This is a genomic window from Streptomyces sp. NBC_01217 (assembly GCF_035994185.1).
In the GTDB taxonomy this organism is placed as follows: domain Bacteria; phylum Actinomycetota; class Actinomycetes; order Streptomycetales; family Streptomycetaceae; genus Streptomyces.
In genome coordinates this window covers 8,430,860-8,449,831 of record NZ_CP108538.1, presented here as the reverse complement: position 1 = coordinate 8,449,831, position 18,972 = coordinate 8,430,860, and the positions used below count along the sequence as shown (strand labels likewise).

General features: G+C 70.3%; 17 protein-coding genes and 3 pseudogenes. 11 read left to right on the top strand and 9 right to left on the bottom strand.

The window, feature by feature from the left end:
- Positions 1 to 27: 27 nt before the first annotated feature.
- A complete protein-coding gene (locus OG507_RS37710) occupies positions 28 to 1,164 on the bottom strand; it encodes a substrate-binding domain-containing protein (RefSeq protein WP_327371586.1) in 1,137 nt (378 codons plus the stop codon).
- Positions 1,165 to 1,302: 138 nt separating this feature from the next.
- Between OG507_RS37710 and OG507_RS37705 the strand changes: the two genes are divergently transcribed.
- The 3 genes from OG507_RS37705 (at position 1,303) to OG507_RS37695 (ending at position 4,858) form a co-directional block, all read left to right on the top strand.
- Positions 1,303 to 2,364, top strand: a complete 1,062-nt coding sequence (locus OG507_RS37705; protein ID WP_327371585.1) for a hydroxyacid dehydrogenase — start codon at positions 1,303 to 1,305, stop codon at positions 2,362 to 2,364.
- Positions 2,361 to 3,632, top strand: a complete 1,272-nt coding sequence (locus tag OG507_RS37700; protein ID WP_327371584.1) for an alpha-L-fucosidase — start codon at positions 2,361 to 2,363, stop codon at positions 3,630 to 3,632. The genes OG507_RS37705 and OG507_RS37700 overlap by 4 nt, the downstream gene beginning before the upstream one ends.
- A gap of 122 nt (positions 3,633 to 3,754) precedes the next feature.
- Positions 3,755 to 4,858: a substrate-binding domain-containing protein gene (locus tag OG507_RS37695; RefSeq protein WP_327371583.1), complete on the top strand. Its 1,104-nt coding sequence runs from the start codon at positions 3,755 to 3,757 to the stop codon at positions 4,856 to 4,858.
- Between the two features lie 16 nt (positions 4,859 to 4,874).
- On the opposite strand, the gene OG507_RS37690 is transcribed toward OG507_RS37695, so the two are convergent.
- On the bottom strand, positions 4,875 to 6,008 hold the full coding sequence (locus OG507_RS37690) for a glutathione-independent formaldehyde dehydrogenase (RefSeq protein WP_327371582.1): 1,134 nt from the start codon (positions 6,006 to 6,008) through the stop codon (positions 4,875 to 4,877).
- A gap of 166 nt (positions 6,009 to 6,174) precedes the next feature.
- Here OG507_RS37690 and OG507_RS37685 point away from each other — a divergent pair, with 166 nt between their 5' ends.
- From OG507_RS37685 to OG507_RS37670, 4 genes are all read left to right on the top strand, one after another.
- On the top strand, positions 6,175 to 6,366 hold the full coding sequence (locus OG507_RS37685) for a hypothetical protein (RefSeq protein WP_030931808.1): 192 nt from the start codon (positions 6,175 to 6,177) through the stop codon (positions 6,364 to 6,366).
- A 405-nt stretch (positions 6,367 to 6,771) separates the two neighbouring features.
- Positions 6,772 to 8,214, top strand: coding sequence for an NADP-dependent phosphogluconate dehydrogenase (gene gndA, locus OG507_RS37680; RefSeq protein WP_327371581.1), 1,443 nt, complete (start codon positions 6,772 to 6,774; stop codon positions 8,212 to 8,214).
- Positions 8,215 to 8,486: 272 nt separating this feature from the next.
- A complete protein-coding gene (locus OG507_RS37675; protein ID WP_327371580.1) occupies positions 8,487 to 9,560 on the top strand; it encodes a Dyp-type peroxidase in 1,074 nt (357 codons plus the stop codon).
- Positions 9,560 to 10,357, top strand: a complete 798-nt coding sequence (locus OG507_RS37670; RefSeq protein WP_327371579.1) for a family 1 encapsulin nanocompartment shell protein — start codon at positions 9,560 to 9,562, stop codon at positions 10,355 to 10,357. The genes OG507_RS37675 and OG507_RS37670 overlap by 1 nt, the downstream gene beginning before the upstream one ends.
- A 7-nt stretch (positions 10,358 to 10,364) precedes the next feature.
- On the opposite strand, the gene OG507_RS37665 is transcribed toward OG507_RS37670, so the two are convergent.
- The gene (locus OG507_RS37665) at positions 10,365 to 11,813 is read right to left on the bottom strand and encodes a M64 family metallopeptidase (protein ID WP_327371578.1); all 1,449 of its coding nucleotides are present in this window, start codon (positions 11,811 to 11,813) and stop codon (positions 10,365 to 10,367) included.
- 148 nt (positions 11,814 to 11,961) lie between these two features.
- Here OG507_RS37665 and OG507_RS37660 point away from each other — a divergent pair, with 148 nt between their 5' ends.
- The gene (locus tag OG507_RS37660) at positions 11,962 to 13,374 is read left to right on the top strand and encodes a tetratricopeptide repeat protein (protein ID WP_442811077.1); all 1,413 of its coding nucleotides are present in this window, start codon (positions 11,962 to 11,964) and stop codon (positions 13,372 to 13,374) included.
- A 105-nt stretch (positions 13,375 to 13,479) separates the two neighbouring features.
- Here OG507_RS37660 and OG507_RS37655 read toward each other — a convergent pair.
- Positions 13,480 to 13,665 (bottom strand): annotated as a pseudogene (locus OG507_RS37655) (alpha/beta fold hydrolase); the annotation flags it as partial.
- 73 nt (positions 13,666 to 13,738) lie between these two features.
- Here OG507_RS37655 and OG507_RS37650 point away from each other — a divergent pair.
- Both OG507_RS37650 and OG507_RS37645 read left to right on the top strand, forming a co-directional pair.
- The gene (locus tag OG507_RS37650; protein WP_327371577.1) at positions 13,739 to 14,227 is read left to right on the top strand and encodes a MarR family winged helix-turn-helix transcriptional regulator; all 489 of its coding nucleotides are present in this window, start codon (positions 13,739 to 13,741) and stop codon (positions 14,225 to 14,227) included.
- A gap of 2 nt (positions 14,228 to 14,229) precedes the next feature.
- Positions 14,230 to 14,676 carry a hypothetical protein gene (locus OG507_RS37645; RefSeq protein WP_327371576.1) on the top strand — a complete coding sequence of 149 codons (447 nt, stop codon included), beginning with the start codon at positions 14,230 to 14,232 and terminating at the stop codon, positions 14,674 to 14,676.
- Positions 14,677 to 15,048: 372 nt separating this feature from the next.
- Here OG507_RS37645 and OG507_RS37640 read toward each other — a convergent pair whose 3' ends face one another.
- The 3 genes from OG507_RS37640 to panD are packed head-to-tail and all read right to left on the bottom strand — an operon-like array spanning position 15,049 to position 16,542.
- A complete protein-coding gene (locus OG507_RS37640) occupies positions 15,049 to 15,675 on the bottom strand; it encodes an aspartate/glutamate racemase family protein (protein ID WP_327371575.1) in 627 nt (208 codons plus the stop codon).
- Between the two features lie 51 nt (positions 15,676 to 15,726).
- Positions 15,727 to 16,086: a GNAT family N-acetyltransferase gene (locus OG507_RS37635; RefSeq protein WP_327371574.1), complete on the bottom strand. Its 360-nt coding sequence runs from the start codon at positions 16,084 to 16,086 to the stop codon at positions 15,727 to 15,729.
- Between the two features lie 30 nt (positions 16,087 to 16,116).
- Positions 16,117 to 16,542, bottom strand: coding sequence for an aspartate 1-decarboxylase (panD, locus tag OG507_RS37630; RefSeq protein ID WP_327371573.1), 426 nt, complete (start codon positions 16,540 to 16,542; stop codon positions 16,117 to 16,119).
- 216 nt (positions 16,543 to 16,758) lie between these two features.
- Between panD and OG507_RS37625 the strand changes: the two are divergent.
- Positions 16,759 to 16,915: pseudogene (locus tag OG507_RS37625) on the top strand (transposase); the annotation flags it as partial.
- An 18-nt stretch (positions 16,916 to 16,933) separates the two neighbouring features.
- On the opposite strand, the pseudogene OG507_RS37620 reads toward OG507_RS37625, so the two are convergent.
- Both OG507_RS37620 and OG507_RS37615 read right to left on the bottom strand, forming a co-directional pair.
- A pseudogene (locus OG507_RS37620) lies at positions 16,934 to 17,299 on the bottom strand (transposase family protein); the annotation flags it as partial.
- Positions 17,300 to 17,492: 193 nt separating this feature from the next.
- Positions 17,493 to 18,917, bottom strand: coding sequence for a family 1 glycosylhydrolase (locus tag OG507_RS37615; RefSeq protein WP_327372231.1), 1,425 nt, complete (start codon positions 18,915 to 18,917; stop codon positions 17,493 to 17,495).
- Between the last annotated feature and the right edge of the window lie 55 nt (positions 18,918 to 18,972).

Sequence of the window (18,972 nt, the reverse complement as noted above, 5' to 3'; positions counted from 1 at the left end):
ATCCTTCGATCATTTCGATCGAATTAACTAACGCTTCAGCTCGACTCCACAGGACTGCCGCACACGGAGCTCGGGCAGCAGGGCCAGGTGCCGTCTCGCATCGGTCCGCCTCCCCTGCCGACGCTCCCGTACGCGCCGGAGAAGCAGTTGCACGGCCTCCCGGCCGACCTCGTACTTCGGCGGTGCGACCGCCGTCAGCGGGAGGTCGGAGAGGGCCGCCACATCGTCGTCGTACGCGACGAGGGCCAGGTCCTGCGGTACCTGGAGCTGCGGTTCGAGGCCGCGCAGGATCTGCAGCAGGAGGATGGCATCCGTGTCGCTGAGCACGACCGCCGCACTCACCTTCCCCGCGTCGACGGCCCCGACCAGCCTCTTCGCCGCCCGCTCCAGGCGGTCCCTGTCGAGCGCACCCGCGTACAGCTCGATCGGTTCGATCGGGGGCCGGGCGATCCCGGCGGACCGCAGCGCCGCCTCGTACCCGGCCCGCACCTGCACACCCGTCGCGCTGGTCCCGGCCAGCAGCGCGATGTCGCGGTGCCCGAGCGAGACGAGATGACGCACCGCGAGCCCGACTCCGGCGTAGTGGTCCGAGCAGACGGAGTCGAACTCGGCGGCCTGCGTACCGGCGGCCGCGCGGCGTTCGAGCATGACGGTCGGGACGCCGAAGTCGAGGTCGGGGGCGTCCTCCTCGGAGCCGTCCCGCATCCACCCGGGAGTCAGCAGCAGCCCGTCCACACCCGAGTCCAGGAGCCTGCGCGCCTGTTCCTCGTCCTGGCCAGGAACATAGCCCGAGAAGCCGAGCACGAGCCTGCCGCCGGCCGACTGGACCTCCTCCCGCACACCTCGGACGATCTCCCCGAAGTAGTACTGAGACTGCGGAACCACCAGGCCGAGGGTGACACCCGCGCCGGCGGCCAGGCCCTGCGGCCCCGCTTCCGGAATCGGCTGCGGCCCCGGCACGGACGCGGCGGCCGACGCACCGGGCCATGAGACCGCACCCCGCGTCCGGTCCAGCCGCCCGGCGGCGGCGAGAGCCTCCACATCGCGGCGCAGGGTGACCGTGGACATGCCCAGATGGTGTGCGAGGTCGGTGACCCTCAGGCTGCCGTGGAGACGGACCAGTTCAAGGATCCGCTCATGGCGTTCGTCGACCGTGTACCGCACACCGGGCTCCTGCGCTGGTAGAGACGTCATTCGTACCGCTCAGACTACTCCGGCGATCATGAAGATCGGGTTGAGCTATTTTCGCTTCTTCGATCATTCGATCTTGACGATCGAAATAGTGATCCCTAGGGTCGTCGCATGACCGCCCCGACCACGGACTCCGACGAGTCGTCCTTCCCGGGTCCGCAGCCGCTCCGACGCCCGCGCACCCTGCTGGCGATGGACCCCTCCGTGACCGCAACGCTTCTCAGTCCACGCACGCTCCACAGGCTCGCGCAGACGGCGGAGGTGGACCGGGAACTCATCGTCGACGACTTCTCCCGGGCCGACGCGCTCGCGGCCCTGCGCGACACCGAGGTGCTTTTGACCTTCTGGGGCTGCCCTCCCGTCGACGACTACGTTCTGACCGCGGCGCCCCGGCTGCGGGCCGTCGTCCATGCGGCCGGCTCGGTCAAGTCACATGTCACCGAGGCGTGCTGGGAGCGCGGAATACTCGTCTCCTCGGCGGCGGCGGCCAATGCGTTGCCCGTCGCCGAGTTCACCGTGGCCACGGTGTTGCTCTCCAACAAGCGCCTGCTGGAGGTGCGCGAGGCCTACCGCCGGATCCGTGGGGAACACGACTGGCGCGAGGCCTTCCCCGACGTCGGGAACTACCGCAGGACCGTCGGCATCGTCGGCGCCTCGCGCATCGGCCGTCGGGTGCTCGAACTCCTGCGCCCGTACGACCTTAAGGTCATCGTCCATGATCCCTATCTGGGCGTGGCCGATGCCGACGCGCTCGGCATCCGCACCGTCGGGCTCGACGAGCTCTGCGCGAGCTCCGATGTGATCAGCGTGCACGCCCCCGATCTGCCGGAGACCCGCCGCATGATCGACCGCCGCCGGCTCGGCCTCATGCGGGACGGAGCGACGCTCATCAACACCGCGCGCGGCTCGCTCGTCGAACATGACGCGCTCACGGAGGAGTTGGTGTCCGGTCGGCTGAACGCCGTGCTCGATGTCACCGAGCCCGAGGTGCCGCCCGCATCATCTCCTCTTTACGAACTCCCCAATGTGCTGCTCACCCCGCACTTCGCCGGCTCCTTCGGCAACGAGGTGCAGCGGATGGCCGACTCGGCGGTCGACGAGATCGCCCGGTACGCGGCCGGGCTGCCGTTCGCCCACCCCGTGCACCGCGACGAGCTGGAGCGTACGGCGTGACGATGCAGCCCTGGTTCCCCGAGGCCAAACTCGGGATCTTCGTCCACTGGGGGATCTACGCGGTCAAGGGGGTCGCGGAGTCCTGGTCGTTCTTCGGCGGAGACATCTCCCACCAGGAGTACATGGAGCAGTTGGGAGGCTTCACGGCATCGCGCTACGACCCGGACGACTGGGCGAAGCTCTTCGCCGGGGCCGGTGCCAGGTACGCCGTGCTGACCGCCAAGCACCACGACGGCGTCGCGCTCTGGGACACCCGGCAGACGGACCTGTCCGTCGTCCGGCGCAGTCCGGCAGCCCGTGATCTGGTCGGCCCGTTCGCCGAAGCGCTGAGCCGTCAGAACCTGCGTGTCGGCCTCTACTTCTCGCACAACGACTGGAGCCATCCCGACTACCCCAGCGTCCGGCCCGCGCAGCCGCACAGGCCCTGGGTCGACAACCGCCGCGCGATGCCGGCGCCCGGCCAGGAGGACCCGGAGCGCTGGGAACGCTACCTGGAGACCGTGCACCGCGGGCAGATCCGCGAGTTGATCCAGGAGTACCGGCCCGATCTTCTGTGGTTCGACGGCGCCTGGGAGCGCGACGAGCGGCAGTGGCGGATGAAGGAACTCCGCGAGGAGATCCTCCGGCTGAGCCCCCGGACCGTGCTCAACGGCCGCATGCTCGGCCACGGCGACTACGCCACCGCGGAACTGGGCGTGCCCATCCGGCGCCCGGACGGCCACTGGGAACTCTGCTACACCATCGGCGACATGTGGGGGTACCAGCCCCAGGACGTCAACCACAAGTCGGTGCGCGAGCTGGTGCGGGTCTTCACCGAGACCATCGGCCACGGCGGCAATCTACTGCTCAACACCGGCCCGCAGGAGGACGGCAGAATCCGGTCCGAGCACGCCCGGCGACTGGAGGGCCTCGGCCGCTGGATCCGGCGCAACCAAGAGGCCGTGTATCCGACGGAAGGCGGTCTCCCGTACGGGCATCACTACGGTCCCTCGATGCTCTCCAAGGACCGCCGCACGCTCTTCCTCGTCTGCTTCGACGCGCCCCGTGCCTTCGTCGAGCTCCGCGGCCTGCGCAACACCGTCAAGGGCGTCTCCGTGCTCGGCACCGGCGAGCGGCTCGGCCACCGGGTCGTCGGCGGCTTCCCCAGCCGCGGTGTGCCGGGCGTGGTCCGCATCGACGCACCGGGTGTCTGTGACCCCTACGCCACCGTGCTCGCCCTCGAACTCGACGGCGAAGTCGACCTCTACCGCGGTCACGGCGAGGGCTGACCCGCGCCGGTCTCCCGGCGATCGCGCTGAACGCAATCGATCGAATCGACCGCGGGCCTACAGTGACCGGCGTGGAGTCACGCTCCGCGTTCACCCGGCCCGCCACGCCAAGGGGAAGCCCGATGCGACTGCATGTCGACCAGCGCCACGCGCGGGTGCTCGAACTCGTCCGGGAGCGCGGCAGCCTCCGGGTCACCGAGCTCGTGGCCGAAATCGGGGTCTCCGCAGTGACGTTGAGGCGTGACGTGGAGATCCTGGCGGCCCAGGGACGGGTGCGGCGGCTGCACGGCGCGGTGGCCTGGCCGGGCGAGCGGACCGCCGGGGCTCCGGTGAAACCGGCGCCCGCCGAAAGGGCCGTGATCGGAATGATCGTGCCGACCACCAACTTCATCTTCGCGGACATCGTGCGCGGGGCCCGTGAGGCCGTGGAGTCCCGGGGCGGCAGGCTGGTCCTGGGCATGTCGGGGTACGTCGACACCGAGGACCCGGTGCGGGCGGAGCATCTGCTGGCGGTCGGGGCCGAGGGGCTGCTCGTCGCGCCCAGCTGGTTCGGCGGGGTGCCCGCCGACGGGCAGGAGAGGTGGCTGCTCAAGTGCCCGGTGCCCGCCGTGCTCGTCGAGCGCTCGGCACCGGCGGGCAATCCCGCGGCAGGGCTGGACCGGGTACGTACCGACCGGGCGCACGGCGCCGCGGTGGCGGTCGGTCATCTGGCGGAACTGGGCCATCGGTCGATCATCGCGGTGCTCCAGGAGGGGCCGCACGCCGCGCAGATCACCGCGGGATATCTGGCCGCGTCGCAGTCGCTGGGGCTCGCGCCCGTGACGGGATCCCCGGTGGTCCGCGCCCATGGCGAGTACGAGGGAACGGTCGGCCGGCTGGTGCGGGCCGTCCGGGAGGAGGGTGTGACGGCCGCCCTCGTCCACAGCGACGAGGACGCGATCGTGCTGGTGCCCGGGCTGCGGGCGCGGGGCGTCAGCGTGCCGGGTGATCTGGCGCTGATCGCGTACGACGACGAGGTGGCGGGTCTGGCGGAGGTGCCGCTGACGGCCGTCGCACCGCCGAAGCGGGCGGTGGGCGAGCTGGCCGCGAAGCTGCTGCTGCAGCGGCTCGACGAGCGCGGATCGGAACGGACCCCGGCACCCCGCCAACACCTTGAGCTGCTTCCGGAGTTGCGGGTCCGCGCGTCGTGCGGACCCGCCCCGACGCCAAGGAGAGCCGTCCGTTGATGTGACGGACGCTTCCTCACGGATGCAGCACGACCTTGGTGTAGCCCTCGATCCGCTTGTCGAACTTGTCGTACGCCGACGACGCCTGGTCCAGGGGCAGTTCATGCGAGACGACGAAGCTCGGCGTCGCCCGGCCCTCGATGATCATGTCGCGCAGGTACCGGTTGTAGCGCTTCACGTTGCACTGCCCCGTACCCATCCGCAGGCCCTTTTCGAAGAGCTTGCCGATCGAGACGAGGAGCATGCCGTGCTTGGCCTGCTCGTCGGGGCCTCCGGGGTCGGACGGGACGTAGAGGCCCGGCACGCCGAGCGCTCCGGTGGCGCGGACCGTGTCGACGAGCGAGTTCAGGACGGTCGCCGGTTCCTCGCGGTCCGTGCCCTGCGCCGTCGCCTGGTAGCCGACGGCGTCCACGCCCTTGTCCGTGCCGATGCCCTCGGTCCGGTCCTTGATCTGCTGCACGGGATCGCCCTCGGCGAAGTTGATCGGAATCGCGCCGATCTCCCGGGCCTTCTCCAGCCGCTCGGGGACCCGGTCCACGACGAACACCTTCTTCGCGCCGCGCAGCAGGGCCGAGTAGGCGGACATGAGCCCGACCGGCCCGCCGCCGTACACGGCGACGCTCTCGCCCGGGCGGACGTCGGCGAGTTCACAGCCGTGATAGCCGGTGGGGAAGATGTCGGCAAGCAGCATGAAGTCGGTCTCGTGCTCGTTCCCCGGCGGCAGCTTCAGGCAGTTGAAGTCGGCGTAGGGCACGCGCAGGTATTCCGCCTGGCCGCCCGGCCAGGGCCCCATGGCGACATAACCGTAAGCACCGCCGGCGAAACCGGGATTGACGGTCTGACAGAATCCGGTGAATCCCTCGACGCAATTGATGCAGAATCCACAGGCGACATTGAAGGGCATGACCACTCGGTCGCCCTCCTTGAGCAGGGTGACGCCCTGGCCGATCTCCTCGATGATTCCCATGTTCTCGTGGCCGAAGACGATGCCGGGCTCGGCAGCCGTGCGGCCCTCGTACATGTGCAGGTCGGAGCCGCAGATCGCGGTGGATGTGATCCGTACGATCACATCGTTCGGGTGCTGGATCCTGGGCTTCTCGACGTCTTCGACCGCCACGGTGAACGGTCCCTTGTACACGACGGCCTTCATGGCTGCCTCCTCCGCTCGGCAAAGCACATACGGTTTTCGCGTGACCCATCTCTCATGATTCTCCGGCCGGCACCAACAGACAAGCCGGTAATCTCGGGAGAAATATCCATCCCATATCCGCCCCGGTGTTGCACCGGAAAATGGAAAAGGAAAAGGAGGGCGGGAAGTGGCAGCACAACGGCTCGGGACCCTACTCGTCCCGGTACCCGGTCTGTCCGGTACCACCTACCCGCCCGGAACCACGGTGACGGTCCGTGGTCGTGGCGCGACTGTCGATGCCTTCGTCAACGGAGACTGGCTTCCGCTGTCGTGGTGGGAGTTCTCCGACGGCCTCCGCGAGGACATCGCCGACCGCTGACCCCGGAACACGGCTCGGTCGCGGTCGAAGGCCGTAGGCCGGCAACTTGCCGCCCTGGCAGGTGAGTCAGGGCCTTTCGTTCGGATCGGGCCGGGCTCCGGGGCCATGGCGACCGCCCGTGCGAGCCCGGCATCGACCGAGAGCCCCCCCTGCCCCGTGGCGTCCGCGGCCCGGCGGTGGTGTCACCACGATCTCGGGGTCGACCCCGGACAGTGGTCCGTCGGCATACGGCGTGCGGTCCGTGATGCCATCGTGTCGCCAATGTGGCTCAGTCGACTCTTCCTGGGTCCGGAATCGGGGCGGCGCCCCTGTGGCCTCGTACGGCCCACGCTGAACAGGCCGCCCCCTCTCGCCGTATCCATACTGGAGATTCCGGCATCCCCGACACAGATTGCAGAGCGACAGATGAGCGGCACTGCGCAGATCGGCGTCACAGGACTCGCGGTCATGGGCCGCAATCTCGCCCGTAACTTCGCCCGCAACGGCTTCACCGTCGCCGTGCACAACCGGACCACCGCGAAGACGGACGCCCTGGTCAAAGAATTCGGCGACGAGGGATCCTTCGTGGCCGCGCGCACGCCGCAGGAGTTCGTCGCGGCGCTGGAGCGTCCGCGCCGGCTGGTCATCATGGTGAAGGCGGGCGATCCGACGGACGCCGTGATCCAGGAGTTCGCGCCGCTCCTGGAGGACGGCGACGTCATCATCGACGGCGGCAACGCGCACTTCGAGGACACCCGCCGCCGCGAGAAGGAGCTGCGCGAGCACGGCATTCATTTCGTGGGCGTCGGCATCTCGGGCGGCGAGGAGGGCGCGCTGAACGGGCCGAGTATCATGCCGGGCGGCTCGTCCCGGTCCTACGAGTCGCTGGGGCCGCTGCTGGAGAAGATCGCCGCCAAGGCGAAGGACGGCACCCCGTGCACCACCCACATCGGTCCCGACGGGGCCGGGCACTTCGTGAAGATGGTCCACAACGGCATCGAGTACGCGGACATGCAGCTGATCGCGGAGGCGTACGACCTGCTGCGCACCGTGGCGGGCTACTCCCCCGCGAAGATCGCCGAGACCTTCCGCAGCTGGAACACCGGCCGCCTCGACTCCTACCTGATCGAGATCACGGCTGAGGTCCTCGCCCACACGGACGCGGCCACCGGTAAGCCGTTCGTCGACATCGTGCAGGACCGTGCCGAGCAGAAGGGCACGGGCCGCTGGACCGTGCAGATCGCGCTGGACCTGGGGGTGCCCGTCTCCGGCATCGCGGAGGCCGTCTTCGCCCGCTCGCTGTCCGGCCACGCGGATCTGCGCGAGGCGGCGAAGGACCTGGCGGGCCCGTCGCCCAAGGCCCTCGGCGAGGCGGAGGCGGCCGCCTTCGCGGACCGGGTGGAGCAGGCTCTGTACGCGTCCAAGATCGTCTCGTACACGCAGGGGTTCCACCAGATCCGGGCGGGCAGCGAGACGTACGACTGGAACATCGACCTCGGCGCGGTGGCGTCGATCTGGCGGGCCGGGTGCATCATCCGGGCCGCGTTCCTGGACCGGATCCGGGCGGCCTACGACACCCGCCCCGACCTGCTGAGTCTGCTCTCGGACGCGCAGTTCGCCGAGGAGATCGGGGCGGCGCAGGACGACTGGCGCACGGTGGTCGCCGAGGCGGTGCGGCAGGGGGTGCCGACGCCCGGGTTCGCGGCCGCGCTCTCGTACTACGACGGGCTGCGCGCGGACCGGCTGCCCGCGGCCCTCACCCAGGGGCAGCGCGACTTCTTCGGTGCGCACACCTACCGGCGCACGGACCGCGAGGGCTCCTTCCACACGCTCTGGGGCGGCGACCGCTCGGAGGTCACAGCGGGCTGACGAGTGGGACACCTCTCGTCCGGCCCGCTGGGCTGCCCGGCGTAGCGCTGATCGATTACGCCGAGGACCCGCCCATCGACCGACGCTCCTGGCGGCACGCCTTCGGCGGGCACCGTGTCGCCCGGGCGGGTGCCCCGGGGTGCGGCGGCGCCGCGCGTGTGCGTAAGTAGCAGCGGGCCCTCTTGTCGCCCCGCCCCCGTGAGCCCGCTGCCGTCACATTGATCGTGGGCCCACTGCCGTTCCGCACCGCTGACGCCCCATGGAGCCCTCGTATGCCCGACGCAACGCCGGATCCGGCCGCGGCCCAGCCCGTCGTCGCGCCGCTGACCAGCGCCGCCCTGATCCTGGTCGCCACGATCGAGTCCGGCGGTGAGCCCGTCGTACGCGAAGTGCTGCCGGATCTGGTGGCGATCGCCCGCTCCATCGGATTCCGGTTCCCGGGCGCCGACCTGGCCCCGGTGATCGGCTTCGGCTCCGAGGCATGGGACCGGCTGTTCGCCGGGGAGCGGCCGGCGGGGCTTCACCCGTTCCAGGAACTGCACGGCCCCCGCCACCACGCCCCCGCCACCCCGGGGGATCTGCTGTTCCACATCCGGGCCGAGCGGATGGACGTCTGTTACGAGTGGGCGGCGCAGCTGCTCGACCGCCTCGGCAGCGCGGTGAAGATCGTCGACGAGACGCAGGGGTTCCGTTACTTCGACCACCGGGATCTGCTCGGCTTCGTCGACGGCACCGAGAACCCCTTGGGTGCAGGCGCGCTGTCGGCGGCCCTGGTCGGCGACGAGGACCCGGGGTTCGCGGGCGGCAGCTACGTCATCGTGCAGAAGTACGTACACGACCTCACGTCCTGGAACGCGCTGAGCACCGAGGCGCAGGAGCGGGTCATCGGCCGTACGAAGTTCAACGATGTCGAGTTCCCCGACGACATCAAGCCCGCCGACTCCCATGTCGCTCTCAACACGATCACCGAACCGGACGGCACATCGCGCGAGATCCTGCGGGCCAACATGCCGTTCGGCAGCTTCGAGCAGGGCGAATTCGGCACGTACTTCATCGGCTACGCCGCCGATCCGGGCGTGACCGAGCAGATGCTCCGCAATATGTTCCTCGGCAGTCCGCCCGCCACGCACGACCGCATCCTCGACTTCTCGACCGCGGTCACCGGCACGCTCTTCTACACCCCCAGCGCCGACTTCTTCGACGCCCCGCCGCCTTCGCCCGCCGCGACCGCGGCCGAGGCCCTGCCGGCACCGGCGTCCGCGCCGGTGGCGGCACAGGCCCCGGTCCCGGCCGGTCCGGGCGATGGCTCGCTGCACATCGGCAGCCTGCAAGAAAGCGCCCAGTGATGAACAACCTCCACCGCGAACTCGCCCCTGTCACGGAATCCGCCTGGGACCAGATCGAAGAAGAGGCCCGGCGCACCTTCAGCCGCCATGTGGCGGGCCGCCGTGTCGTCGATGTCGCCGGCCCGGACGGCCCCGAACTGGCGGCCATCGGTGACGGGCATCTGCGCGACATCGATCCGCCGACGCCGGACGTGATCGCCCGGGCCCGCACCTCGGTGCCCGTCATCGACTGGCGGGTGCCGTTCACGGTGACCCGGGCGGCCGTGGACGACGTCGAGCGCGGATCCGACGACAGCGACTGGCAGCCCGTCAAGGACGCGGCCCGCACCTGTGCGTTCGCCGAGGACATGGCGATCATCGACGGGTATGCCTCGGCCGGGATCACCGGGCTCCGGGACGGTTCCTCGCACACCCCGCTGCCGCTGCCGGCCGACGCCCGCGACTATCCGGCCGCCGTCAGCCAGGCGCTGACCCAGCTGCGGCTGGCCGGTGTCGACGGACCGTACCGGCTGCTGCTGGGTGCCGACGCCTACACCGAGGCGACGGAGACCTCGGACCACGGATATCCGGTGGCGACCCATCTGGCCCGGCTGCTCGACGACCAGATCCTGTGGGCGCCCGCCGTCGCGGGCGGTGTGCTGCTCTCCACCCGGGGCGGCGACTTCGAGCTGAGCCTGGGGCAGGATCTGTCGATCGGCTACCAGGACCACGACGCGACCAGCATCCGGCTCTACTTCCATCAGTCGTTCACCTTCCGGATGCTGACGCCCGAGGCCGTGGTCCCGATCATCGCCTGACCGGCTGCTACCGGTGCCCGGTCGCCCTGATGCTCCAGGTGAGGGTGTCGGTGGCCAGGGCGCGGACGGCGGGGTCGCGGATGGCCGCCGTACGGTCCACGGCCTGGGCGGTCACCTTGTGGCCGCGGCCGTCCGCGTGGACCCCGAGCGAGGCCGCGGTGACGGAGGTGCGTCCCCGGGCGAAGACCCTCTCGACGCCGTCCACGTACCAGCGCAGTTCGGTCCTGGCGAGGCCGGTGCCGGTGCCGGGCCGGTGCGCGTGGGGCTTGGCGCCGACGGTCCCGAGAGCGGCCCGGGCCACCGTGATGCGGCGACCGGGTCCGACGGTGACGCCCGTGTCGACGGTGCTGCTCAGTGCGTTGCCCGCGCGGTAGAACCCGGCGATCATCGCCTCGCGTCCCGGCAGGTTGAACTCCGTGTTGCTGAGCTCGCGCATGATCGATGACGTGGTCGGGCGGTAGATGCCGAACGGGTAGTAGGCGCTGCCCTCGTACGTGCCGACGGTGCCGCCCGCCGGATCGCTCTGCCCCAGCCAGCGGTACCACTTGGCCTGCTTCTCGGTGAGCTGCTCGGCTGTGTGGGTGGTGGAGTTGATGCCGCCCGGCTCGCCCCCGGTCCAGGTGCCGTACGCGTCGTAGGTGTACTCGTCTTCGAGCAGGCCCACCGAGTGCCCGATCTCATGAGCGGCGATCAGACCGGACGAGGCGTGGTCGGAGGAGAGCGTGGAGACTCCGTTGAAGGGGTAGCCCTCGGCCTGGAGCCCGGAGTAGCCTGCGCCGCCGTACTTGGTGGAGTTGGCGATGACGACCACGAGATCGGCGGCCGGGGCCATCGCGGCGTACGCGTCCACCTTGTCGATGTCGGTGCAGATCAGCCGCTCCGTGTCCGCGCACCAGAAGTAGCTGCCGAGTGCGGTGTCCCTCACCGTGTCCGCTCCGGGGTCGCCGCTTATGCCGGACTCGTTGGAGACCGCGTCGACGGTCCACACGTTGAACAGGCCCTGATAGCTCTTGTACGGCTCCAGCGCGGTGATGCCGACCCACTTGGCGGTGGCGTCCGCGTGGAAGTCGCCCTGCTGGCCGGCCGTGTAGCCGTCGCCGATGATCACGACGTCCAGGCGGTCGTCGGTGGGGCCGGTCACGGACTGCTTCCCCACCGTGCCGTCGAGGGCGGCCTCGGCGGCGCTCAGCGGGGCGGCGGCGCTAGGTCCCCGCTGCGCGGGCGCGGCGGGGACCTCCACGGTCCGGCCCGGGCCGCCGGGGTCGGGGAAGTACTCGGCCTCGATGCGTCGGCCACCGTCGGTGTCGGTGGGGGTGGCCGACGCGGGGGCGGCGGTCGCCGCCAGGAGGCCGGCGAGAGCCAGTCCCGCCACCGGTCCTGCTGTTCGGCGCGCGTGGGGGCGTATGCGCATGGGGAACTCCTTCGGGTCCTGCGGCAGGACCGTGACATAACTCATGGGGTAAGCAGACTTAAGGTGGCGCTTAACCTAGAAGGATGCGGGCCCTCGAACAAGGCCCGGGAACCGAGTGGTTGAGACTCGTAACCAGGCGTTTACGATGCACGGACCGCATTCCGAGGCCGGGCGAGACAGAAGGGGCTGCGCGATGAGCGAGAAGCGCACGACGGGACGAGGTACCGGAACGGACCCCGCGCACGGACCGGAATCCCCGCACGGCCCGCACGGCGACCCCGGAGCTGTCGGGCGTCGCGTACAACGCCTGCGTACACAGCTCGGATTGACGCAACGCCAGCTCGCCGAACCCGCTTACACCCCCGCCTACATCTCCACCCTGGAGGCGGGCCGGGTCCGCCCTTCGGAAGCGGCCGTGCGCCACCTCGCGGAGCGGCTCGGCGTGACGTACGAGGAGCTGGCGACGGGACGCCCCGCCCATCTCGCCACCGATCTACGGCTGAAGCTCGTCGAGGCCCAGCGGACGCTGGCCACCGGCGCCGCCGAGGACGCCGCGGCCGCCTACACCCGGCTGCTCGCCGATGCCGACCGGCACGGCCTCGACGGCGAACGCGCCACGGCCCGGCTCGGGCTCGGCCAGTGCGCGCTGGAGACGGGCGATCTGCCCGTGGCCCGTGGGCACTTCGAGGCCGCGGAGAAGCTGCTCGCCGACGCACCGCTCCCCCGGCGCGCCCCGGCCATCCGCGGCCGGGCCGTAGCCCACCTCCTGGCCGGTGAACTCCGCTACTCCTGCTACCTGCTGGAGAGCGCCATCGACGAGCTCAACGCCTCCGGACTGCAGGACCCCGGCGCACTCCTGCTGCTGTACACGGCCGCGATCGCGCCGTACATGGACATGGGCGCCCATGCCCGCGCGGCCCAGGCGGGCGAACTGGCGCTGGCTCTCGCCCCACAGGTGTCCGATCCGGAGCTGATCGCCGGGCTGCACCGGAGCGTCGCCCGCACGCTCATAGCGGCGGGCCGCACCGCGGAGGCGGACGCCTCCCTCGCCAAGGCGGCCGAGATCTACCAACAGCTGCAGATCCGTACGGAGTTGGCGCACTGCCACTGGATGCGCGGCTATGTCCACGCACAGGACGGTGATCTGTCCGGCGCCGAGACCGAACTGCGGGCCGCCCGCGACATGCTGGCATCGAAACGGGCCGCCCTGTACACGTCGCAGGTCGAGGTGGAGCTTGCCGATGTGCTGCGCCGGCGCGACAAGACGGCCGAAGCCCAGGAGCTCCTGCACCGCCTCCTCGGCGAACTGCACCCCGAACGGGGCTCGGTCCACGCCGCAGGCGCGCACCGGCTGCTCGGCCTCATCCACGAGGACCGGGGCGAGCTCGATTCCGCCGAGGAGCACTACGTCAACGCGCTGTCCCTGCTGGAGCGGGCGGGAGCCGCGGGTGATCTCGCGGACATCTGCAGGCTCCTGGGCGATCTGCTGCGGCGCCTGGGGCGGACCGAGGCGGCGATGGACGCCTACCGGACGGGGCTCGGACACCGGGCCGCTCCCGGCAGCACCACGCTGGGACCGGCGCCGGTGCGGCCGCCCACCATCTGAGCGCCGTCCGGGTCGGTTCAGCACATCGGTCCGCCGCGATTCGGTGAAGCGGGCCGATGCCCACTCAGCGGTGCGCGTCGCCTCGGGGTCGAAAGCGCCGCCGGACGCGTAGATGTCCGCGACCTGGCGATCACAGCGGTATGTGGCCGGGTCTGCCGGGACGGCGGAGTCACCGGTGCCCCGCAGATCGAGCATGATCAGCCGACGCCGCTTCGACAGTCCATCGAGATCGCCGAGGTGCGCGGTGGCGCGCATGGGTCCGCCGGGAAGGCAGAGCAGCGGCTTCAGCACGCTTCCCGCGCATCCTGCCCTCGCTCAGGGGATTTAATAGCCATGTATATAGTAGCCATGTACTCTATCTGTCATGAGCAACGCTCCTGCGGGACCGACCCCCGGCTTCCTGGTCTGGCGCCTGTCGATGAAGTGGCGGGTGGCCGTCGACCGGGCGATCGGCCCGCTCGGTCTGACACATGCGCAGTACTCCCTGCTGGGGTCACTGCTCGGGATGCAGCGGTCGGGGCTGCGGCCCAGTCAGCGCCGGCTCGCCGACCACACCGGGCTCGAACCGCTCTATGTGTCGAAGCTGGCCCGCACCCTGGAGACCGCCGGTCTCGTCGAGCGCACCCCCGATCCCGGTGACACCCGGGCAGTTCAGCTCTCCCTCACCGAGGAAGGGCACAGGGTCACACTCCGCGCGGTCGATGTCGTACGAGAGCTCCTCGACCAGCAACTGGCCCCGCTGGGCGGGCTGGACGGTGCGGACACCGGGGCGTTCATCCGCACATTGACAACGCTTCTGGACGTACCGGTCCCCGCAGTTGCGAATAAGTCGAAAGTTCCGGACAAGGAGTAGCCATGACTGCCACACCGACCGTCAACGGCCAGGTCATAGGCCAGGCCCACTACGCCACCCGGGCCGTTCTCGAACGGCTGCTAGCCACCACCGAGACCACCTTCCACCAGTCAGTGGCGCTGAACGTCATCGCGGACAACGGCGAGTCGATCGAGCGGGACCGGCTCGTCGACCGTATGACGGGCACGCTGAAGATCGAAGCGGAGGTCGCGGAAGCGTCGCTGGCCGAGCTGACCGCGGCAGGGCTGCTGGAGGAGGATGTGGCGGACGGCGCACCGCGCATCGGCTTCACGCCCGCGGGCCGTGACCGGCAGCAGACACACAGGGCCAAAATCGCCGAGATCACGGCCCGGCTGTACGCGGGCCTGCCTGCCGAGGATCTGGCAGCGGCAGGCCGCGTACTCACCGAGGTCACCGCGCGGGCGAACGCCGTCCTGGCCGGCGGCTGAGAAGCACCGCCCCACCGGACGGAGCCGCCGCGGCGCGTCGGGCGTCGATCATCCGGCCCACCGCGGTGACTGCTCGGGTTCCGGCATCGGCTCGGGCGTGGGCGGCTTCGGAATCGGATCCGGCGCCGGGCCGGGCGGAACGGGTCCGGGCGGCGGAGGCGGCGGTTCCGGCAGCGGTGACGGAGGCCCTGGCATCGGTCCCGGTGTGGGAGCCGGTGGCACGGGGTCGGGGTACGGATTGGTCATCGGGGGCCTCCGGGCGGTTCGGGGTGGATCTCTCATCCACCGTCCCCCGGAGCGGCTGCCCGCGCCTGGTGAGTGCGCACGCGCGGGTTCCGAATGATCCGCCGGGGCCCGAGCCCGTACCGCAGGTCAGCGCGCGACGGCTGCCGCGGCGGCGAGGCCCGGCCGAGGGCTGGAGAGCACCGGGATCCGAGTGGCCGTCCGGGTGACCGCACCGGCCATGGACGTCTGCGCCAGCACGATCACATCGGCGTCCCTCACCGCGTCGGCCGCGGCCGCGACCAGGTCCAGACAGCCGTCGCGGTCACCGGCCTCGAAGCGCGCCCAGGCGCCGTCGACCACGACGGTACGGACCTCGACGGACCGGTCCCCCGCCTCCTCCGCGAGCAGCGCGAGGGTCGGCGCCAGGGTACTGGCGAGCGCCGCGAGGACCACCACGCGTTCCCGTTCCGCCGCTGCGGACGCCATCGGGCGGTCGACACGCAGCACGGGGACGCCGATCGTCTCCGCGGCCGACTCCGCGACCGCGCCGATCGTCGAACAGGTGCAGAGGATGGCGGACGCACCCTCGGCGACGGCTCCGGCGAGCAGCGCCCGGACATCGTCCGCCACCGCTTCGGGGCCCGATTCCCTGGCCCGGGTGAGCAGGTCCTCGTGCACGAGATGGCGCAGGGCGAGTCCGGGATGGTCCGTGTCCCGGAGCGCGTCGAAGACCGGGACGTGGGCCGGGGAGGTGTGCAGCAGGGCGAGTGTCACCGGCCGAACGGTACAGCGCCCGGCCGGTTCGTGGATCACTGCAGTACGTATCTACAGCTCCGGGCGGGACTTCAGCTGCAACTTCGCCTGCTCCACCAGTTCGGCCGGGGGTTCGGGAGCCAGGTCGGGGTGGCGCTGCGCCCACTTCGCGGCGTACGGGCAGAGCGGGACGACGGGAACGCCCTCGCGGCCCGCCATGGCGTAGAACTCCTCGACGAGGGCGCCTCCGATGCCCTTGCCCTCGTGGCCGGGCTCGACGACGGTGTGCACGGCGACGAGCGCGGCGGGGTCGCCGTCCATCACGAAGTACGCGATGACTCCGGCGGCCTTGCCGTTCTCGTACGCGAGCAGATTGCCGCTCGCGCGGTCGTCGCGGATGTCGAGTTCGAGCCGGTCGGTCTGTTCTGCCATGGCGGGTGCTCCCTCAATGGTCGATCCTGATCAGCGCGCCGCGGGGACGGCGTGCGGGCTCCGTTCGGTGGCGGTGCCGGGCACCGGCTCGGAGGCGTCGGCGCCCAGCGCGACGATACGGTTGTCGGCGTCGACGTGCACGATGCGCGGGGCCAGCCGACGGGCCTCGGCTTCGTCGACCTGCGCATAGCTGATCAGGATGACCAGGTCACCGGGGTGGACGAGGTGGGCGGCGGCCCCATTGATACCGATGACACCGGAGCCGCGTTCGCCCTCGATGACGTACGTCTCCAGGCGGGCGCCGTTGTCGATGTCGACGATGTGCACCAGCTCGCCGGGCAGCAGATCCGCGGCCTCCATCAGCTCGGCATCGATGGTGACGGAACCGACGTAGTGCAGGTCGGCCTGGGTCACGGTGGCCCGGTGGATCTTGGACTTGAGCATCGTGCGCAGCATTGGGTACTCCCAGAAGGTCGGCTCCCTGCCTGCTCTTGCAGGTCAAGGGCGTTTTTCACTCTACATCGAGCGGTTTTCCAACGTGTCAATACCCTCGAACCGTGGAGACGATCGATGCGGCCAGTCCCTCGGCGAAGGTGGCTCGGTACTCGCGCTCGTAGTCGATCGGGCCTCTTGAGAAGCCATCTCATGTGGACCGTTGGATAGTCTGCGGACGTGGGGATCGTTGAGCGGCTGGTGCCGGATAAGTTGTGGGAGTTGTTCCAGCGGGTGGCGCCGCCCGCCGACGCGGCCGCAGGGTGGTGGTCGGCGGCGGCACGGGGATCGGGAGGTGCTGGCGGCGATCGTGTTCGTGGCCACGTCGGGGTGTACGTGACAGCGGGCCTTGACCCCGGCCCGCCAACTCTTTGGCCACGGCCTTGACCTGCGCGGTCAGCCGGGCCGTGCGTCGCTGGTATCGCTCCAGCACCCCGGGCACCTGTTCGCGGAAGGTGTGGCGGCAGCCTCGCGTGGGACACACCAGACGTCGTACCCGCACACGGACCACCACCCGTCGCCCGTCGACCGGAACGTCGGCCACCGTCCGCCAGTGATAGCCGTGCACACGACCCGACGAGGCCCCGCACACCTGGCAGACCGCGGTGTCCAGCGGCGTCCGGGCCCGCACAGCGATCCGCTCACCCTCGTCGTCCACATCCTCCATGACCAGCGGAGACAGACCCGAAAACACCATCCGCACAAGCTCGTTGCCATCCATCACATGAAGGTCAACGACCCTCACAACTCTCCGTCACCACCGAATGTGAGACAGAGCCGTTCAATGGACAGACCCCACCCTGGCAAAACGAAGTCAGTAGATTGACACACCCGGCTCCTGCTCGGTCAGCGGTGGCGCTGCGACGCAACACACCGCCGCAGCACCCACCACCAGGGAAGCTGATCCCGCCAGGTCAGATACTGAATCGCTCGCGGGCGAGCAGCGGCCGTACCCGCGCGGCGAAACCGCCGGTGCGGAAAGGCTGCTGAAGGAGGCCGGGTCGCAGGCGCTGTGCGATAGCCGCGCAGATCATGCCCTGGTCGAGTGCGAGGACGGCGTCGCTGACGCGCCCGCCGACGACGTCCACCGAGTCGCGGAAGCCGTACTCCTCGTCGTACGCGCCGAAGTCGTGGGCGAGCGCGGTGAGGTTGCCGACGGCTTCGGCCGGGGCGTACGGCAGCGCGAGGAAGGAGGCGTGCGGGGTGACGACGCCGAGGGGATGGTAGCCGTCGGCCTGCTGTCCGATGGCGTCCACCCCGTACTCGCGGTAGCCGCCCTGGGGGATGCTCGCCGGCGAGAAGCCCCAGTAGCCGTATGCCTGCTCGATCAGGCCGTGCTCGATCTGGCTGCGTACGTAGCGGGAGTGGGTGGTGCCCCACGCGTGCGGTGACCACTCGGACTCGGGCACGAACAGCGGCACCATGAGGGCCTCGAACATGGAACCGCCCCAGGTGGGGACGAGTTTGCGGCCGCGGTGGCTGTAGTTGCCGTTCCAGATCCGGAAGCCGTCGACGGTGACGTACGCGCCTCCGGGACTCTGTTCCTGCTCCCATTCGGGGAGCATCGTGCGGTACATGTGCCAGTAGTGCTCCCCGGGCAGGGTGCCGTCGGCGATGCCGAGGTAGCTCGCCATGCGGGGCTCGGTGTTGAGGGCGCCGTAGTGGTGGCCGGTGGGTTCGCCGTTGTCGGTCCAGAAACCGCCGCGCAACTGGCCCGGGTGGCCGGCCGGGTCGGCGGGGTCGTAGGGCGTGTAGAAGTACGACCAGTCGGCCGCTTCCAGCAGTCGTGCGACACGGGGGCGCAGGGCGGGGTCGGCGTGGGCCGCGATCCGCAGGCCGGTCACGAGCCAGGCGTTGTCGACGGAGGACAGGAAGGGGCGGACCGGGTCGCCGCTCTCGGGCCAGGTCGTGAGGACGGAGCCATCGTGGGCGTCGTACCAGTTGAGCCAGAAGCCGTGGTGCCGCTCCAGCCGTTCGACGGCGCCGTCGGCGGTCCAGCCGCCGCGGTCCTCGAACCACTGCGGCACGGTGAAGTGGTGGAGCGTGACCATGGGGCGCAGTCCGCGCTCGACGGCGCCCTCGACCATGCGGCGGTAGTGGGCCAGTTCGGCGCGGGAGAAGTGGCCGGGAGCGGGTTCGATGCGGGCCCACTCGATGCTGAAGCGGTAGTCGGTGAAGCCGAGTCCTGCGAGCAGGTCCATGTCCTCGCGCCAGCGGTGGTAGCTGTCGCAGGCGTCCAGGCTCGGCTCCTTGACGGCGCCCGCGATCTCCTTGCACCACCAGTCGCTGTTGGTGTTGTTCCCCTCGATCTGGTGGGCGGCGGTGGAGGCGCCCCACAGGAAGCCGTCGGGGAACCAGGTAGGCGTTGATGCGCCGCAGGAGGGGTTTCAGCGC

Bases quoted from the DNA above. Each gene is read 5' to 3' on its own strand.
- OG507_RS37675 (WP_327371580.1), top strand. From the start codon at position 8,487: ATGCCCGACGCAACGCCGGATCCGGCCGCGGCCCAGCCCGTCGTCGCG.
- OG507_RS37690 (WP_327371582.1), bottom strand. From the start codon at position 6,008: ATGAAGGCCGTCGTGTACAAGGGACCGTTCACCGTGGCGGTCGAAGAC.
- gndA (WP_327371581.1), top strand. From the start codon at position 6,772: ATGAGCGGCACTGCGCAGATCGGCGTCACAGGACTCGCGGTCATGGGC.
- OG507_RS37670 (WP_327371579.1), top strand. From the start codon at position 9,560: ATGAACAACCTCCACCGCGAACTCGCCCCTGTCACGGAATCCGCCTGG.
- OG507_RS37695 (WP_327371583.1), top strand. From the start codon at position 3,755: ATGCGACTGCATGTCGACCAGCGCCACGCGCGGGTGCTCGAACTCGTC.
- OG507_RS37650 (WP_327371577.1), top strand. From the start codon at position 13,739: ATGAGCAACGCTCCTGCGGGACCGACCCCCGGCTTCCTGGTCTGGCGC.
- OG507_RS37635 (WP_327371574.1), bottom strand. From the start codon at position 16,086: ATGGCAGAACAGACCGACCGGCTCGAACTCGACATCCGCGACGACCGC.
- OG507_RS37660 (WP_442811077.1), top strand. From the start codon at position 11,962: ATGAGCGAGAAGCGCACGACGGGACGAGGTACCGGAACGGACCCCGCG.
- OG507_RS37645 (WP_327371576.1), top strand. From the start codon at position 14,230: ATGACTGCCACACCGACCGTCAACGGCCAGGTCATAGGCCAGGCCCAC.
- panD (WP_327371573.1), bottom strand. From the start codon at position 16,542: ATGCTGCGCACGATGCTCAAGTCCAAGATCCACCGGGCCACCGTGACC.
- OG507_RS37705 (WP_327371585.1), top strand. From the start codon at position 1,303: ATGACCGCCCCGACCACGGACTCCGACGAGTCGTCCTTCCCGGGTCCG.
- OG507_RS37665 (WP_327371578.1), bottom strand. From the start codon at position 11,813: ATGAGTTATGTCACGGTCCTGCCGCAGGACCCGAAGGAGTTCCCCATG.